Source organism: Rathayibacter sp. AY1A7, assembly GCF_002930845.1.
Lineage (GTDB): Bacteria > Actinomycetota > Actinomycetes > Actinomycetales > Microbacteriaceae > Rathayibacter.
Map to the genome: position 1 here is coordinate 263326 of NZ_PSTL01000002.1, position 18012 is coordinate 281337.

The window sequence follows — 18012 nt, forward strand, 5'->3', positions numbered from 1 at the left end:
AGCCTCACCTTCCGACGTCGGCAGGAGAGGATGGCAGACTGGCGGCCGACACTGTCGCACCCGCTCGTGCGGTGACGCGTCGACACCCTCCGGGCGCCTCAGCACCCGCCATCCCTAGCCGCTCACTCGGACCGAGGGAGCGGCGGAATCGATCACGACATGGAACCGAACCCGCCCAGCGGTGAGGGGGTCCTGCCTTCTCCTCGGACGTCTCCTCGCGCGACGCGACCCAACAACCGGACTCGGATCCTCGACGCAGCGGTCCGTGTCGCGGCGAGGGAAGGTTCTGTTCGCGTCACGCTCGAAGCGACTGCCGAAGAGGCTGGGCTGACACGCGGTGGAATGATGTACCACTTCCGCGATCGAGCCGATCTCGCTCATGCTCTCCAGGAGCACGTCGCGGCAGGCTGGGAAGCCCAGCTGATCGACGTCGCGGGGAAGACCGCGGACGAGGCCACCTTGACGGAGCGCGTGAGTGCCTACGTCACCGTCGCCCTGACGCCGTCGACGCACATGCAGATCGGACTCCTCCAGGCCACGGGCAGCGACACCGCTCTCCGAGCGCCGGTAGCGGAGGTGCGCCGAAGGTGGACGCCCTCCGCAGAGGAGACCGCGACCGATCCGATCGCTCTCCGCCAGTTCATCGCCTGCCTTGCGGCTGACGGCCTGTGGTCACACCACTCCCTCGGAGGCGATCGGATACCGGACGACACTCGAGCCGCGGTGATCTCCGAGATCATCCAGCTCTCCAGCACGGGGTGATGCACGAAGGGCGCGTTCCGGCGTGAGGCGGGTCCCCCGCCCGCCTCACACTGCTGAGGATGCAGCAGCGACGGCGTCCTCGAGGAGCGCCGCCACCGCCTCGCGCCGCGGCAGCACGGTCGCGAGCGCGGCGCCCATGACGGTCGGCGATGCCTCGTGCTGCCCCGGAGCGCTCGGGACGCGGTCGGAGGCGACGCACGTGTCGAAGTCGCTCCACCTGGAGCGTCACCGACACGACCGGTCCGACGACGGCCGACCAGGAGACGTCCCGCGTGCGCCCGCACAGGCACTCGGCTCGTCAGCGGGACAGCAGCGCGACGTGGATCTCCTCGGCGAGGAGGTCCAGTGCTCTGGCGTGGGACGCCAGGAAGGCCCGGCCGTCGCGCGTGATCGAGAAGCGCTCGATGCGCTGCAGCGGGGTCCTCCTGCCTCTCTCGAGGAGCACCAGACCCCGGCGGGAGAGCCGCAGGAGGCGCTTGCGCACCTCGACGACATCGACACGGTCACCGGAGCGGTGGTCGAGAACCTCTCGGAGGCGGGACTCGCCGCGGTTCTCGCCGGTCGCGAGCGCGATCAGGATGAAGACGTCGGTGCTGCAGTCGAGCCCGCAGGCTCCGCAGCGGTTCGTGCACCGCGCAGAGCGTGCCAGGGACACGAGGAATCGATCGAGGCGCATCACGGGTGTCTCCTGGGGAACGGCGGTCTCCTGCTGCAACGAGAGGAACGGGCCGGACCGGTCACGGTCGGCCCGCATCCGGGAGTCCGCTCAGGAGAGGTTCGCACATCAGCGATCGGTCCGGACAGCAGGATACGGCCCGATCGCCGCCCCGGTCCGCAGCCGGTGGTGATGCCGCCGCGGCGGAATCGTCGGGCGATCAGGGTCGAGGACCCGTCCCAACGGCGCAGGGGGGGCTCAGGAGAGAGGGAGGGCGTTGCCGTTGATCAGCAGGAGGTCGTGTCCTCCGACCGCAGCTGCGCTGCCGGCCGCTCCGTCGTCCTTCTCCTCGGTGAGGGTGTGCGACTGCGCGACCTTCGTCAGCACGGGCCCGATCGTCGGGACCGTCCCGGCCCTCCTGCTGTGGTGCATCTCGTCGGTCGTCCTTCTGAGGTGGCGGCACTGCAGGGCGGCGCAGTGCCGGTCGGGGGCGGGACGACGAGGGAGCGGGCGATCGTGGCGCCCGCTCCCTCACCGTCTCAGCGGCAGCTGCGCGCCGGGTAGTCGACGCTCGTCTGCGTGCTGACCGTCTTCCCGTCGACGACGGCCTTTCCTGTCGCGGCCACCGACCCCGCGGGGATCGAGACCGCTCGGGTGGTGACGGCGCTCGACGCGGACGATCCCGGAGCGACTCCGGTCACGGTCTTCGAGCCGAAGGCGGTGACGGTCGTGATGTCCATGATCGAGCGGCTGTCGTTCTTGACCACAGTGGTCAGGACGACCTTCCCGCTGACGCAGCGGGTCGACGCCGTGGCGGTCACGGTCAGGGGCGACGTGACGGTGACCTTGGCGGTCACAGTCCGGTTCGCGGGTGCGACCTCCTCCGTCGGCGTCAGGTCGAAGACCGGCCGGCCGTCGGCGGCGTAGTGGATGCGGGCGAGACGGGTGTCGCGGCCGTCACCCCCGACTCCGTTGCCCCAGGTGTGGTAGACGTACACGTCGTTGCCGTCCTCGTCCTGGGTGACGGCTCCGTGGCCGGGACCCTGCTCGTAGGTGCGGTAGTCGAGGACGCCGTCGGGCAGGGGAACGCTCTGCAGGAGCGGGGCGTCGTACTTGGTCCAGCTCGCGATGTCGGTCAGGTCACTGCCCTCCTTCGCCCAGGCGCCGCCCACGATGTACTTCGGGCTGACGCCGCTGCTGGAGTAGACGAGCGTGATCCTCCCGTCGCGCTGGATCGCGAACGCTCCCTCGGACAGGTGGTCCTCGAACGTCAGCGAGGGCACGATGATCGGGGTCGGCTCGCCGATGACGCGGGTGGGGTTCGCGGGATCGACCTTGGCGATCCAGGTCGCCGGGTCGCTCACTCCGTTGTCGACGTAGCGCTGGGACCAGGCGTAGTACGCAGTTCCACCGGACTCGAAGTAGGTCATGTCGAGGCTGATGTTGCGTCCCGTGCCGGGGCGTCCGAGGGCGCTCCCATCGCTCTTCACGACGGCGCGCGGCGCGCTCCAGTCGGAGGGGTTCGCGGGGTCTCCGCCGTCGCGCAGCTGCATGATGTGCGCCTGCACCGTGAACCACTGACCGTTCTGGTTCGACTGGTCGTTGTCCGGGTTGAAGCACGGGGCGAACAGGATGGAGAGCTTGCCGCCGATCTCGTGGATCTCGGGGGCCCAGTAGCAGCCCGCGATCACCTTGCCCTCGGCGGTGCGGTCCATCCGCGTGGTGCGGTTGAGGAGGTCCACCTCACGGGCCCGTCCGCCGTTGTCGTCGCTGAGCTGGTCGATGCTGTCGGCGACCCGGATCGGCAGGTGCTGCGAGGCGACGTTGTTGTTGTTCGTGTCGTCCGTGGCGGTGAAGAGGTACTGCGTCTTCCCGTTGCGCTCGTAGCGGTAGATCGTCGGATCCGCGCGGTTGTAGGCGAACGGCTCGTTGTACTGCCGCTGGCGGACGGTCCCGGAGAGGTCGTACGTTCCCGGGCCCTTCGCGGCGAGGTCGGCGAGCTGCTGCTGGTTCCAGTCGATGCCGAGGCTGCCGGTCGAGCCGTCGTTGTAGGAGAGCTGCGCCTTCACTCCGGACAGGGCGGAGGTATCGCCCTGATCGATCGTCTGCGGTGCGACCGAGGATCCGGTGTTGACCGTGCGGCCGAACCTCTTCACGAGCGAGTCGGCGACGGAGCCGGAGACCGTCAGCGCGCCGCCCGGCAGAGCGTCGGCGACGCGGCCCGGGACTCCGGAGAGGTCGGGAGCGGCGACGGTGGCGGGGCTTCCTCCGAGGACCGCACCGCGGTTCCCGTCGGTCACGACGACGCTGCGACGGCCGCCGTCCTTCGGCCAGAACGCCTGCGCGCGGAGCTCGGTGCGGGCGAGGTCCGTGACGGTCGTGTACTTCGCCGCCCCGGAGGAGTCCGTCCAGGAGACGAGGTAGCGGTTCTGGTCCGTGTCGAAGACGGCCTTCGGCGCGACGACGCCGCCGGTGGTGCCGAGGTCGATGAGGCCGAGCTCGGTGAAGTCGGACGCGGTGGCGTCCGTGGCCTTGAAGATCAGAGCGCTCGAGGCCCCGGTGCCGTCGGACGCGCCCGACTGCAGGACGCGCGTGGCGATCACGCCGACGGTGCCGTCGGCGAAGGTGAACAGCGAGGGGTTCGCGAGGCCGCGGTTGTCGGCCTTGTCGGTTCCGAGGAAGACCCCGTCGGCGAAGAGGACTCCCGAGTTGCCCGAGAGCGGTGCTGCGTCGGCGACGGACGAGCCGAGTGCCAGGTGGAGGCCGCGGGCGATCGTGTCCTGGTTCGCCTTGTCCTCGCCGGTCGGCGTCCGGGTGTACGACACCACGGTCTTCGCCGTGGAGGCGCTGAGGACGGTGGTGCGGAAGGTCTTCGTCAGCGTGGTGGCGCCGACCTTCACGGAGGCGGTGAGCGCGAGTGCCCGGTCGGTCGCCGAGTCGTTCACGAGGCGGCTGCCGGACAGGCCGGCACCGTCCGCGCTCCACGACACGGTGTAGCCGGCGACCGTGGGAAGAGCGGTTCCGGAGGCGACGGTCGGCGGGACGACGAGGGCGGTGCGCAGGCGCGCCGTGGCGTCGGCCTCGGTGTCGGCGGCGACGGTGACGGTTCGCGCGGTGCCGGTGGCGGCGGATCCGGCGAACGTCGCGGTCGGGGTCAGGGTCACGGTGGCGTTCGCCGAGCCGGGTGCCGGGCGGCGCACGGAGCCGTCGGTGCCGATCACCGCGGGGTCGCTGCTCGCCCAGGTGAGGACGGAGCCGCCCGCGCCGCGGGTCGGGAGGGAGAGGTCGCTGGTGACGGGTCCGGTCACGGCGATGGTCGCCGCGGCGGCGTCCGATGCAGCGATCGCGGCAGCGGCCGGAGCCGCGTCCTCGCGCACCTGGTCCTGGGTCAGTGCGGAGGAGTAGACGTGCACGTCGTCCATCGCCCCGGCGAAGAGAGGGTCAGGGCCGTAGAACGACTTGCCGAGGAGGCCGGAGAAGGCGGAGGTGCCGACAGTCGCCGCTCCGGTCGCGGAGGTCGGGGTGGTCTGGGCGAGCCGGCCGTCGACGTAGGTCGAGACGCTGACGCCGCTGCGCAGGACCACGGCGACGTGGCTCCAGCGGCCGGTGGCGGCGGGACCGGAGTCGGCCGCGCGCTGCTCCGAGCCGTTCTTCACGGCACCGATCAGGCTGCTTCCACACTGGGGCGTGGTGAAGAGGTACCGCTCGGTCGACTGCCCGAGCGCGTACGCCCAGCTGCAGTTCTGGTTCCCCTCCCAGCGCAGCCAGGCCGACATGGTCACGTCGGTGGTGGCCGCCGTGGTCAGTCCCGGCGCGATCTCGGCGTAGGCGGCGGAGCTGCCTGCGGCGCCGCCGGGGAGGCGGAGTGCGCGGTCGGTGCCGCCGCGCGGACCGGCGACGGTCGTCGCTCCGGTCCCGCGTACGGTGGCGGAGCGGCCCGCAGCGGAGTCGGTCAGGGTCGTGCCCGCGCCCACGGCGGAGCCGACGGCGGCGGACGAGGAGAAGTCGTAGGAGAGGACCGGGCTGGGCACCGCGGCCTGTGCGGGTGCCGCGCCGAGCGCAGCCCCTCCCGCTGTCAGGCTCGCGGCGACCAGGAGGGCCGTCGTGCGTCGGAACCGCATTGTTCGTCTACTTCCGTGGGAGAGGTGGATGCGGGGAGCACGGACCCAGGGTCCATGCTCCCCTGCTCCGGTGGCCGGAGGCCCCGGAACGGAGGAGGTCAGGGGAGGGGCGGCTGGACGCCGCCCCTCCCCTGTCACCGGCCTAGCGGCAGGTGAGCGCCGAGTACGGCGCGGTGGCCGTCCTGGTGCCGTTCGCGTCCTTCGAGGCGACGCTCACCTCGCCCGCGGTGACCGAGGTCGCCCGGGTGGTGAAGGCGGCGGACACGGACTTGCCGGGAGCGACCCCGGCGAAGGTCCTGCTCCCCCACTGCGAGCCGACGGTCATCTCGACCGTGGAGCCGCTCGTGTTGGTGCCGGTCGCGGTGACCGTCACCTTGCCGGCGACGCAGCGGCTCGCGGCCGAGGCCGTCAGCGACGGTCCGGGAGGAGCCGTGGCGGTGATGGTGGCGATGGCCGGCGTCGCTGCCGAGTTGGCGAGCTGTCCGCGCACCTGCACGGTGTCGCCCGCCTTCTTCAGCGAGCTGAGATCGGCGGTCGCCCACGTCACGGCGACCGTCTCGCGGTGGCCGTCCTTGAACGTCGCGCCCACCGTGGCGGGCAGGTCGACGGTGGTCGATCCGGCCTGAACGGTCCGCGCCACGGCGTCGATCGAGGTCACCAGGAGCGACGGGTTCCACTTCGCGGCGAGCCCGTCGCGCTCCTTCGCAGTGATGGAGACGACGGATCCGTGGCGGGGCGACGTCGGCAGCGAGAAGCTGCTGGGGATCGTCCACTGGATGTCGCCCTCGAGCGAGTTCGTGCCGAGCGGGATGTAGCCGCGTCCGCCGTAGTTGTCGGTCCAGAGGAAGTACTTGTAGCCCGCCCGGTCACCCTCGTTGGTCTTGAAGATCTCGGGACCCTCGACCTCCGGCGTTCCGGCGGTGCGGCCGATGCAGGTGTCGATCAGGCTCCACGCGCCGGAGGCGGTGGTGGCCCGCAGGTTCGTCGACTTCTGTCCGATGATGTCGGGCGAGGGGCAGCCGCTGGTCTCGGTCGCCTTCGTGAAGCGGTAGTAGGTGTCGCCGTCCTTGAGCATCGTGGCGTCGATCAGCCCGTTGCGGCTGTTGAGCGAGGGGACGTCGGCGGCCTTGAACCAGACCTCGGGGGTGGTGAACTCCCGGAAGTCGCGGGTGGTGGAGGTGAGGATCTGGGGTCCGTTGCCGTCCTCGACGTTGCGGGTGCTGTCGGTGAAGAGGGCCGAGGTCCAGTAGACGACGTACGCGTCGATGGTGGGGTCGTAGGTGGCCTCCGGTGCCCAGGTCATGCCCGCGTTGGGCAGGTTGACCTCGACGTGGCGCTGCTGGCCCCAGTTGACGAGGTCCGTGGACTCCCAGATCTCGAGGTAGCGGCTGCCGCGGTTGGTCGAGCCGCCGAAGCCGGTGGTGCCGACGGAGAGGTCGGTGGCCATCAGGAAGAAGCGGTCGCCCTCCTTCGAGCGGAAGATGAACGGGTCGCGCAGGCCCTTCGTGCCCATGGTGGAGGTGAGGATCGGCTGCGCGTCGTTCAGGGTCTTCCACGTGAGCGAGTCGTTGCCGTCGGAGGTCGCGAAGCGGATCTTCTCGCCTTCGATGCTGTCGCCGGTGAAGTACGCGAACAGGTACGCGTCGAGGTCGCTCGCGGCGACGGGGGCCGCGGCCGGAACGGTGCGCGTGAGGGTCCGGACGAGGGGCGTGGTGCCGGGGAGCGTGACCGTCGCGGTGAGGGTGACGGTGGTGTCGGCGGACGGCCGCGTGAGCGAGCCCTTCGCGACGACGTTCGGCGCGGTGCCCTTGTCGGCGGAGGTGATGACGGCCTCGTTCGACGAGGTCCAGCTGACCACGGCGCTGGAGCTGTTCGCGCGCGCGGCGGTGGCGGCGACGTCGGCTCCGGTCGAGGGCAGGTTCAGGCTGCCGCGCACCGGTCCGGCGAGAGCGGGATCGTTGCTGATGCCGTCGGCGACGGCCCGGGCGAGCTCGGCCTCGGCGCTGTCACCGGCGGCGTACGCCGGGACGAACACGGTGGTGGCACGGCCGACGACGGTGATGCCGCCGTGGACGGCGGTCGGGGTCAGCGTGACGGTGGCGTCCGGGCTGCCCGCGGCGGGCCGGGTGACGACGCCGCTGGTGCTGACGACGCCGGGGGCGCTCGACGTCCAGGTGATCGTGGAGCCGTTGGCGCCGGTCGTGGGGAGGGCGAGGTTCGAGGTCACGTTCGAGGTGTCGCCGAGCGAGACGGCGGCGTCCTGGTTCGCGAGCACCGAGTGCACGGATGCGGCGCTCTGCTGCACCTGGCCGGCGGTGAGCGCGGAGGTCCAGACCTGCATGTCGTCGATCGCGCCGGCCCAGTAGGCGTCCGCGCCGTAGAAGGACTTGCCGAGGAAGCCGGAGAACGTGGAGGTGCCGATCGCCGAGGCGGCGGTGAAGGTCGTGCTGCCCTGGCCGACGAGGGTTCCGTCGAAGTAGGTCGAGACCGACTGGCCGCCCTTGACGACGACCGCCATGTGCACCCAGCGGTTCGCGGCGACCGGAGTGGTGCCTGCGGCCCGCACCTCGGAGCCGCTCTTGATCGCGCCGAAGCCGGCCGGTCCGCACTTCGTGGTGGAGAGGACGTGGGAGTCGACGCTGGAGCCGAGCGTGAAGGGCCAGGTGCAGTCCGGAGCACCGCTCCAGCGCAGCCAGGCGGACATCGTGACGTCCTGCGTGCCGGCGGGGATCAGGCCCGGGGCGATCCGGACGTGCGGCGCGGCCGACGTGCTCGATCCGCCCGGGAGCGAGAGAGCGCGGTCGGTGGAGGCGCCGGAGGGACCCGCGACGCTGGTCGCGCCGGAGTTGATCAGGGTGCCGGGGTGATTGCCCGGAGCGGAGTCGGCGACGACGGCTCCGTTGGCGAGCGTCGCGCCGATGCCGTCGAACGAGTACTGCAGCGCGGGAGCGGGGACGGTCTCTGCGGCGCCGGCGGCGCCGATCGGTCCGAGGACGCCGCCGAGGCAGGCGATCGCGAGCGTCAGCGCGGCGCCCGCTCGGGGGAGGCGTGAGCGCCGGGTGCGCTCCTGCCGGGGGGTTCGTGACATGGGGGGTCCTTCAGGTGAGGGGTCGGAGGGGGAGGACGGAGCCCGCGCGATCGGCCGGCGGAGTGGTGAGTCCGGCGTCCGTCTGGCGGGGAGGGAATCGCCGGAAGGCGGCCCGGGACGCGGGCCTGGCGACCCGTGATCGGGAGGCGGAGGTCGACGTGGGTGCGAGGACGAGACGTCGCGCGCTGCGGGCGCCGACCGCGGTCACCGCGTGGGAGGTGTCGGCCGGGCCGACAGTCATCGGGGCCGGGCGTGGGCCTGCGGCGGGAGGGTGCGGCGGGAGGGTGGTGCTGTCGTCATCATCGACGTTCCTCTCAGGTTCGCCTTCGAACCGGTCGGAGTGGGACGCGAGGCGCGAGGACGCGCTTGCCCACTTCAGGTGACACCGTACCGACTTTTGTTAACGGTAACAATGGCGGATTCCGGGCGATGCCGCAGCGACGGCGGGTGTGAGCGCTCTCTCCCTGCGAGCACGGGGATCCGCGTGGACGGATCACCCTCGCCCGGCGGGGCTCGGACCGGATCCGCTCGAGACCGGCACTTGACACCGGCTCCGCGACCGGTCGATGGTTGTCCACGTCAACATGCAGGTCGTGATCAGCTTCCCGTCCCACTCGGAGCGTCGGCGCTGACGCGTCCCGCGGCGGGACGACCGGATCACCATCCCGGTCGCTCCGGCGCATCCTCTGTCGTGCTCCGACCCCTTCGGACACGGCTCCTTCCTGCGACCCTCACCCGCGTCCCTTCGGGGACGCCGGATGTCTGTGAAAGGCACCCATGTCCCGGACAACGAAGTCCCACCCCTCCAAGCGCCTGATCGGCGCCCTGATCGCGGCCGTCGTCGGCATCACGACCTTCGGCATCAGCTCGCCCGCCTCTGCAGCCACCGCCCCGGTCGGCCTCGGATCGGCGCAGGAGATCCGCAACCAGCACAGCAGCATGTGTCTCGACGACTTCGACTTCGGCACTCAGCCCGGAGCCGAGGTGCGGCAGTGGAGCTGCACCGAGGGGAGCAACCAGCGCTGGCAGGTCACCGACCTCGGCACAGGCTACGCCGAGATCAAGAACACCTTCAGCAACCTCTGCCTCGACAACTTCGACTTCGGCACCACCCCGGGCTCGGAGGTGCGGCAGTGGAGCTGCAACGGCAGCACCGCCCAGCAGTGGCGGATCACCTCCGTCGGCGGAGGCTACGCCGAGATCGCCAATCGGCACAGCGACCTCTGCCTCGACAACAAGGACTTCCGCCAGCTCGACGGCTCCCCCATTCAGCAGTGGACCTGCACCGGCTCCAAGGCCCAGCGCTGGGCACTGACCGATCCGACCGTGCAGAAGATCACCTGGACGCTGAACCGCGTCGCGAGCCCGACCGCTGACGAGGCCGACGCCTACGCCCGCATCACCGACGCGATGGACCGCGCCGTGGCCCGCTACAACCGCCTCAGCAACATCTCCCGCTCCCTGACCGTCTCGTACAGCCCCGGAACCCCGACGGCCGATGCGAACATCTACGGCCAGATCCGCTTCGGCAAGGAGCGCGTCTACATGGTGGAGGGCACCGCCATGCACGAGATCTCGCACACCGTGGGCTTGGGCACGTCGACCACCTTCAACACGAACTGCGAGAACAGCAGCTGGGACTCGGCCCTGGCACTGCTGCGCACCTGGGACGGACCGGACGCGACAATCCAGTGCACCCCGGGTCACATCTTGAACTACGGCCTCAACTACAACAGCGAGTTCAGCCAGCTGAACCTCGAGCGCCACGTGAAGCTGGTGCAGTCCATGCTCAGTGACGGCATGTAGCCGTCACTCGAGGCACGCCCGAACGAGCATCCTCGCCGCCCCTCGCGGGCGGCCGGCGCCGGCGGGGCGGGGAACCAGAGCCCTCCCCCCCGCCGGCGCCGCATGCCCCGATGTCTCCCTCCGGAGGCGCGGGGCAGCGGAGCGCTCGGGAGTCGAGGAGGGCCCCTCGACCGGGTGGTCGCAGCCGACGTGCCGGACGCCGCACCCTGGGGAGGGGGCGTCCGGCACGTCTCCCTCGTGTCCGCGCCGTCCGGTCCGCCGGACCCCCCGGAGGCGCATGACGGGCGGCGTCTGCGGGCGCTAGCGGTTCTGCTCGACGGTGCTCGGCGCGGTCCGGTGCGTCTCCGGCGCCTCCGTGCCGACGGGCTCCGCCTCCCCGCTCGCCGCGGCCTCCCGCAGGTACTGCGCCGACATGACGCGGTAGGAGCGGGTGAGCATCGCCGCGCCGGCCGCGATGATCATGACGACTCCGCCGACCAGGAACACCAGCGCGATCCCCCGGCCGATGCCGTCGTCGAGCAGCCCGCCGAACGCCGAGCGCCCGGCCGGCGACTCCATGTACGGGATGAGCGCGAACTCGGCGATCGGGGCGATGAGGAACGACGTGATCGGAGCGGCGGCCGACTCGAATGCCGCCGCGAAGCCGAAGACGCGCCCCTGGGTCTCGAAGGGGACGACCTTCTGGATCACCGTCTGCTCGGCGGCCTCGACCGCCGGGATCAGGGTCATGTAGATCCAGATGCCGCCGGCGTAGAGCCACCACCAGTCGCGGAGGGTGAAGACCGCGCCGATCAGGCCCATCGCCATCACGAGCAGCAGCATCGTCCGGATCGGGTTCCTCCCGAGACCGAACCTCGCGACGAGCAGACCGCCGATGACGAAGCCGGTCGCCGTCACTCCGAGCACCACGCCCCACAGCTCGACCGGGAACAGCTCGAGGCCGTACGGGTCCATCAGCGCCATGTAGACGCCGCCGATCAGGTTGTTGAACGTCGAGAAGACGATGAGCGCGAACAGCCCGGTCGCCGCCCGCACGGCGGTGATGCTGCCGCGGAGATCGATCAGCGGCGCCCTCTCCCCCGTCGGCGCGGGCCGGTCCTCCGGGATGCGCAGGAAGAGGAGGTGCAGGAGCGCGGCGGCGGAGAGGCCGACCGCGATCACCAGCGTCCACCCCATGCCGAGCAGGCCGATGGCGAGCCCGCTGAAGACGCTCGTCACCACGAAGGCGAGGCCCTGGACCGTGCCGACGAGGCCGTTCGCGCGGGCGTGCCCCTCCACCGGGACCAGCAGGGTCACCGTCGTGGACAGGGCGATGTTGCGCATGTTCTCGATGACGGCGCCGAAGAGGATCGTGCCCGAGAACACCCAGAACCAGGGGGCGCGGAAGTCCAGGAGCGCCGCCTCGGGCAGCGCGAGGAAGAGACCGCCCGCGACGCCGAACGACACGAGCGTGACCGCCCCGGCGAAGACCATGACGCGGAACTTGCGGTGCCGGTCCACGATCGTGCCGAAGGCCATCGCGAAGACCGCAACGAGCAGCATGTAGGCGCCGCCGATGATCCCGGTCGCCAGGACGGAGCGCGTCTCGAGGTACACCCAGAACGTGAGCGCGAACCAGAGGAAGCTCGTCGTCACGTTCGCGACGGCGGTGTTGAGGAGGATCTGGTGGAAGTCGCGGAGCTTCGTCGAGGTGTCGGCATCGGCTCCGGGCACGGGGGCGGTCGAGGACACGGCTTCCCTCCGCTCGCGACGGCGCCGTCGGTCCCGCGGCGGGAGTCGAGGGTCGTCGCAGCCACTGTAGGACCGCGCCGTCGGCGAGTCGAGAGGGGCCGAGCGTCCGGCGGGGATGCGCTGCCGCCTCCCGCGCGGACGCGGGCGCCGCCGCCCTCGCGACCCGGATCAGCGGGCCTCGGGGGCGGCGGCGCCGACGGGTCAGACGATGGCGGCTCGGAGGGCCGCGGCGGCCTCGCCGACGTCCGGGGCGCCGTAGATGGCCCCGCCCGCGACGGCCACGAGGGCGCCGGCGCGCTGCACCGACTCGATGGTAGCGGTGCTCACGCCGCCCGCGACCGAGAACGGCACGCCGGAGGACTCGCCGTCGCGCAGCAGGGTCTCGAAGGTGAAGCCCTCCTCCGCCTGCTCGTCCAGACCGGCGTGCATCTCGACGAACTCGGCGCCGAGGGCGACGACCTCGCGGGCGCGGGCGGCCTTGTCGGGCACGCCGATGAGGTCGACGACGACGCCCTTGCCGTGCTTCCTCCCGGCGGCGATCGCGCCGGCGATGGTGCTGTCGCCGGCGACGCCGAGGACCGTCACGAGGTCGGCGCCGGCCGCGAAGGCCATGTCGGCCTCGAGCTCGCCCGCGTCCATCGTCTTGAGGTCGGCGAAGACCGTCTTGTCGGGGTGCGCCTCCTTGATGGCGGTGATGGCGGAGAGGCCGGCGCTCTTGATGAGCGGGGTGCCCAGCTCGAGGATGTCGACGTGCGGGGCGGCGGCAGCGGCGAGCTCGAGGGCGGCGTCGGTGCTGAGGGTGTCCATGGCGAACTGGAGCTTCACGGGGTTCTTCTTCCTGTCGAGGTGGGGAGTCGGGTCATTCGAGGTTCGCGTGGCGCGGCCAGAGCTCGTCGGCGCTGTCGCCGCGGCGCTGCCAGAGCGCGTGGAACAGGGCGTCGCCGGTGAGCACGACGACCTGCTCGAAGAGCCCGCCGGAGTACTGCGCCGAGGCGGCCCCGGAGCGGTCGAGTTTGTCGGCGGCGGGCACGACCACCACGGCGGAGGCGAGCCCGGCCAGCGGGGAGTCGGCGGCGGTCGTGATCGCCGCGACCCGCGCTCCGGCGTCGACGGCGGCCTGCGCGGCGCGGACGATGCCCCCGGTGGTGCCGGAGCCGCTCGCGGTGAGCAGCACGTCGCCGCCGCGGATCGCCGGGGTCGTCACGTCGCCGACTAGGTGCACCACGAGTCCGAGGTGCATGAGGCGCATGGCGGTCATCCGCAGGGCGAGGCCGGAGCGGCCGGCGCCGTGGACGAAGACGCGGTCGGCGCCGGCGAGCAGCTCGAGGACGGGCTCGAGCCGGTCGGTCGTCAGCGAGGCGGTCGCGGCGGACACCTCGGCGGCGATCACGGCGAGCGCCTCTGCGGGGTCGGTGGTGCGGTCGTCAGCGGGCATGGGTCCACAGTGCGCCCGGCGACCGGATCCGCGCACCACCTGATCGAGGAGGTCCGCCTACCCGATCGGGTGGGCGGTGCCGCTCGCGGGTAGGACGGGTAGGTTCGGGGGATGGATCCCGCCGAGTCCCCCGCCTCCCGCACCCTGCTGCAGCAGCACGCCCGCACGGTGGCCGAGCAGGCCGACCGGCACGCGGTGGCGCTGGAGTCGGTGCTCGCCGCCCTGCGCGCCGAGCGCCTCGACGACCGTGCGGCCCGCACCGTCGCGATCGACATCGCCGCGAACGCCCTGGTCGAGCTGCGCACCGCCTCGGACGAGCAGCGCAGCGCGATGCTGGAGCCCGTCGTGGGCGCGTTCGCGCGGCTCCGGAGCGACCTGCGTCCGCTCGTGCGCTTCGGCGACCTCGACGTGCAGTTCGTCGAGCCGCCCGCCACCGGGCGCGCCCTCCCCGGCGAGGTGGCGCACGCCGCCCGCGCGATCGTGCGGAGCGCCGTGCTGGCCTTCGTGGAGTCGGAGCAGACGCGCCGGGTGCGGATCCAGTGGGACTGCGACGGGCTCAACCTGCTCATCGAGATCCGCGACGACGGCCGGGGCGAGCTGACGACCCGCGACGACGCCCTGCGCCCGATCGCCGAGCGCGTCCGCGGGCTCGACGGGGAGCTCTCGGTCGCGTCGACCGCGGGCTGGGGGTCGACCCTGTCGATCCGCCTCCCCCTCGATCCGCCGGCGCAGCCCGACGGGCTCGACCTCGCCGAGCTCAGCGCCCGCGAGCGGGAGGTGCTGAACCTGATCACGCTCGGCGCCTCGAACCAGCGGATCGCGGACGACCTCGGCATCAGCGGCAACACCGTGAAGTTCCACGTGTCGAACCTGCTGCGCAAGGCCGGGGCCCGCACCCGGGCGGAGCTGGCGGCGCTGGCGCGCTGATCGATCGGGGTGCCCCGCCCGGCAGCACGGCCCTGACAGACCCCCCGGATGCACGGACGGGCCGCGGCGGCCGCCGAGGGTCCCCCCTCTGTGGCGCCGCGGCCCGTCCGGCCGATCAGCGCGTCCCGATCACTCGCTCCGGAGCAGCCCGAAGCGGAACCGGCCGGAGCCGTCGAGCGTGTCGTCGATGCCCGAGATCGTGGAGGAGGCGATGACGGTCTCCGTGCCCTCGAGGAGCGGCACGGTGATCGCCTTCTCCGCCGCGAGGCGCTGCGCCTCCTCGATCGCCGCGGTGCGCTCGTCGCCGGGGGCCAGGCTCCGCTCGCGCAGCACGACCTCGTTGTAGGCGTCGTCCTTCACGGCGGCGCCGAGGATGGAGGGGGCCTCGTCGGTGCCGTAGAGCAGGTTCAGGTAGTTGTCCGAGTCCGGGTAGTCCGCGAACCAGCCCTGCTGGTAGAGCGGGTAGGAGGTCGACTTCTCCTTCACGTACTGCGTCCACTCCGTCGACTGCAGGTCGACCGTGAACAGCCCGCTGCGCTCGAGCTGGTTCTTGATGAGCGCGTACTCGTCCGAGGTGCTGGAGCCGTAGTGGTCGGTGTTGTACTGCAGCTTGAGATCGACGGGACCGGTGATCCCGGCCGCCTGGAGCGCGGCGGCGGCCTCGTCCGCGCTGGGACCGCCGCTCCCGTCGCCGAAGGCCTCCTCGTACGCCGGCGTCGATCCGGTCAGAGCGCTGGGGACGATCGAGTAGACCGGCGCGTAGGTGCCCTTGTAGACCTGGTCCGACAGCTCGTCGCGGTCGATCAGGTCGGCGACGGCGGTGCGGACGGCGAGCGCCTTGTCGGCGTCGGCCTCGGAGGTCGCGGAGCCGTAGGGCATGGTCTCGGGGTTGAAGACCAGGAAGCGCATCTCGGCACCGGGACCGGAGTGCACCGTCAGGCCCTCCTCGCCGCGGAGGTCCTCCGTGTCGGTCGCGTTCAGCGTGCGGTAGGCGACCGCGATCTCGCCGCGCTGGATGTCGAGCTTGAGGTTGCTCTCGTCCGCCTAGTAGCGGACGATCACGGACTCGTTGGCGGCGGCGCCGAGGAGGCCGTCGTAGGAGTCGTTGCGGGTGAGCTGCACGAGCGAGTTCAGCGTGTAGCTCGTGATGGAGTACTGCCCGTTGAAGGCGTCGCCGGCGACGATGTCGTCGTCGGTGGTGAGGGAGTCGGCCGAGAAGACGTCCTCGTCGACGATCGCGGCGGCGGGGCTGGTGAGGATCTGGGGCCAGAGGGCGTTGTCCGGGGTGGCCAGTGTGAAGACGACGGTGGAGTCGTCCTCCGCCTCGACCGAGACCATGTCCGAGAGCAGCGACGAGGGGCCGTTCGGAGCGGCGATCGCCACCTGGCGCTCGAAGGTGAAGACCACGTCCGAGGCGGTGAGCGGATTGCCGTTGGCGAAGGCGGCGTCCTCGCGCAGGGCGACGCGGTAGTGGGTCGGGTCGGTGAACTCGGCCGAGGCCGCGAGGTCCGGCACGGGATCCGTCGATCCGGGGGCGGAGGTCAGCAGCCAGGAGAAGACCTGGTTCTGCAGCGTCGCCGAGCCGAGGTCCCAGGAGCCGGCGGGATCCAGGGCGGTGACCTTGTCCGTGGTCCCCAGGAGGATCCCGGGGGGCGCCTGGGCGCCGGTGGTGCCCGGCGAGCAGGCGGTGAGGGCGACCGGCGTCGTGCCGTCGCGGTTCCGGCTACTCGAGCAGCTTGCCCGCGGTGGCGACCTCGCCGCTGATCAGCGCCTGGATCTCCTCCGGCACCGCGGGGATCTCCTCGCGCGTGATCCCCGCGGAGGGCGACCAGACGAGGTTCACCTGGAGGGCCGGGTCGATGTCCGGGTAGTCGCTGCGGTTGTGGCAGCCGCGGCTCTCCCGGCGCTCGAGCGCTGCCTCGAGGGTGGCCCGCGCGGCCATCGCGGCCGACTTGAGGTCGAAGGCGTGGGCGAGGTCCTGGAAGCCGGCGATGTCCGGGTGCACGCCGATGTCGGCGATGCGCGCCTCGATCGCGTCCAGCTCGGCGAGCCCGGCGAGCAGGCCCTCCTCGTCGCGGACGACTCCGGCGTGCTCGGTCATCGTGTTGCGGATCGCGCGCTGCAGAGCGCGGACGTTCTCGGTGCCGTCGGCCGCGAGCAGGCCGGCGATCTCGTCGCGGGCGACCTGGACGGACGCGGCCGAGCGCGTCTGGGCGGTCAGTGAGGCGGAGTACTCCGCCGCCGCCTGCCCGACGATCCGGCCGAACACCAGCAGCTCGATCAGCGAGTTGCCGCCGAGGCGGTTGGCGCCGTGCAGTCCGCTGGAGGCCTCTCCGATCGCGTAGAGCCCGGGGACGTCGGTGCTGTGGTCGTCCGAGCGCACCCAGACCCCGCCCATCGAGTAGTGCGCCGTGGGCGCGATCTCGATCGGGTCCTTCGTGATGTCGAGCATCTGCAGCTCGAGCATCGTCTGGTACACCCGCGGCAGCCGGGTCATGATCGTCTCGCGCGGCAGGTGCGAGACGTCGAGCCAGACCCCGCCGTTGGGCGTGCCGCGACCCTCCTTGATCTCGGTGTAGCAGGCGAGGGCGACGCGGTCGCGGGTCGAGAGCTCGAGGCGCTCGGCGTCGTACTTGCCCATGAAGCGCTCGCCGAGGCCGTTGCGGAGGATGCCGCCCTCGCCGCGCGCGGCCTCGGAGATCAGCGTGCCGGCCGCGTTCTCGGGCTCGATGATGCCCGACGGGTGGAACTGGACGAGCTCGGGGTCGCGCAGGCGGCCGCCGGCCTCGACGGCCAGGCGGAACGAGTCGCCCGTGTTCTCGTCGCGGCGGGAGGAGGTGCGGCGCCAGATGCGGTTGTGCCCGCCCGCGGCGAGGATCACCGCATCCGCGTGGATCAGGTAGCGGGTGCCGTCGACGAGGTCGAAGCCGTAGGCGCCGAACACGGCTCCGTCCTCGTTGACGAGGATGCGCGTGACGTACACGGTGTCCAGGATCGGGATCTCGAGCTGGGCGGCCCGGTTGACGAGCGTGCGCTGGATCTCGAGGCCGGTGTAGTCGCCCGCGAAGGCGGTCCGGCGGTAGGTGTGCGCGCCGAAGAAGCGCTGCGAGATGCGGCCGTCGCCCTCGCGGGCGAACGGCATGCCGTAGCGCTCGAGGTCCTGGATGCCGCGGGCGGCGTTGGAGGTGACGATCTCGACCGTGCGCGGGTTGGCGAGCTGGTAGGACTCGGTGATGGTGTCGGCCGCGTGCTGCTGCCAGCTGTCGTCGGGGTCCATCGTGGCGAGGGCGGCGTTGATGCCGCCGGCGGCGAGGGAGGTGTGCGCGTCCGACTTCGAGCGCTTGCCGAGCGCGAGGACGTCGACGCCCGCCTCGGCGAGCTCGATCGCGGCGCGCAGGCCCGATCCGCCGGTGCCGATGACGAGGACGGAGGTGGAGATCCGGCGCTCCGGTGCGGTGGTCTCTGAAGTGGTCATGCTTCCACGCTA

Annotated in this window: 11 protein-coding genes and 1 pseudogene; 3 read left to right on the forward strand and 9 right to left on the reverse strand. The window is 71.7% G+C overall.

The window, feature by feature from the left end; genetic code table 11:
* Positions 1–159: 159 nt before the first annotated feature.
* On the forward strand, positions 160–762 hold the full coding sequence (locus tag C5B95_RS03415) for a TetR/AcrR family transcriptional regulator (RefSeq protein ID WP_104348465.1): 603 nt from the start codon (positions 160–162) through the stop codon (positions 760–762).
* 298 nt (positions 763–1060) lie between these two features.
* Here the strand turns inward: C5B95_RS03415 and C5B95_RS03420 are convergent, their stop codons facing one another.
* From C5B95_RS03420 to C5B95_RS03430, 4 genes are all read right to left on the reverse strand, one after another.
* Positions 1061–1441, reverse strand: a complete 381-nt coding sequence (locus tag C5B95_RS03420; protein WP_146076480.1) for a hypothetical protein — start codon at positions 1439–1441, stop codon at positions 1061–1063.
* A 234-nt stretch (positions 1442–1675) separates the two neighbouring features.
* A complete protein-coding gene (locus tag C5B95_RS17800) occupies positions 1676–1804 on the reverse strand; it encodes a hypothetical protein (protein WP_258059766.1) in 129 nt (42 codons plus the stop codon).
* A 152-nt stretch (positions 1805–1956) separates the two neighbouring features.
* Positions 1957–5538: a family 43 glycosylhydrolase gene (locus tag C5B95_RS03425; protein WP_104347572.1), complete on the reverse strand. Its 3582-nt coding sequence runs from the start codon at positions 5536–5538 to the stop codon at positions 1957–1959.
* Between the two features lie 142 nt (positions 5539–5680).
* Complete coding sequence (locus C5B95_RS03430; RefSeq protein WP_104348466.1) at positions 5681–8626, reverse strand: immunoglobulin-like domain-containing protein; 2946 nt, start codon at positions 8624–8626, stop codon at positions 5681–5683.
* Positions 8627–9403: 777 nt separating this feature from the next.
* On the opposite strand from C5B95_RS03430, the gene C5B95_RS03435 reads away from it, so the two are divergent.
* Positions 9404–10432: an RICIN domain-containing protein gene (locus C5B95_RS03435; RefSeq protein WP_104233666.1), complete on the forward strand. Its 1029-nt coding sequence runs from the start codon at positions 9404–9406 to the stop codon at positions 10430–10432.
* A 300-nt stretch (positions 10433–10732) separates the two neighbouring features.
* Here the strand turns inward: C5B95_RS03435 and C5B95_RS03440 are convergent, their stop codons facing one another.
* From C5B95_RS03440 to hxlB, 3 genes are all read right to left on the reverse strand, one after another.
* Positions 10733–12163, reverse strand: coding sequence for an MFS transporter (locus C5B95_RS03440; protein ID WP_104348467.1), 1431 nt, complete (start codon positions 12161–12163; stop codon positions 10733–10735).
* Between the two features lie 201 nt (positions 12164–12364).
* Positions 12365–12988, reverse strand: a complete 624-nt coding sequence (gene hxlA, locus C5B95_RS03445) for a 3-hexulose-6-phosphate synthase (protein ID WP_104224387.1) — start codon at positions 12986–12988, stop codon at positions 12365–12367.
* Positions 12989–13022: 34 nt separating this feature from the next.
* On the reverse strand, positions 13023–13598 hold the full coding sequence (gene hxlB, locus C5B95_RS03450) for a 6-phospho-3-hexuloisomerase (protein ID WP_104295993.1): 576 nt from the start codon (positions 13596–13598) through the stop codon (positions 13023–13025).
* Between the two features lie 111 nt (positions 13599–13709).
* Between hxlB and C5B95_RS03455 the strand changes: the two genes are divergently transcribed.
* Positions 13710–14525: a response regulator transcription factor family protein gene (locus C5B95_RS03455; RefSeq protein ID WP_104239653.1), complete on the forward strand. Its 816-nt coding sequence runs from the start codon at positions 13710–13712 to the stop codon at positions 14523–14525.
* A 129-nt stretch (positions 14526–14654) separates the two neighbouring features.
* Here C5B95_RS03455 and C5B95_RS17805 read toward each other — a convergent pair.
* Positions 14655–16040: pseudogene (locus C5B95_RS17805) on the reverse strand (ABC transporter substrate-binding protein).
* A 208-nt stretch (positions 16041–16248) separates the two neighbouring features.
* Positions 16249–18000 (reverse strand): L-aspartate oxidase, encoded by a 1752-nt coding sequence (locus C5B95_RS03470; protein ID WP_104348468.1) that lies wholly within the window; start codon positions 17998–18000, stop codon positions 16249–16251.
* Positions 18001–18012: the final 12 nt, after the last annotated feature.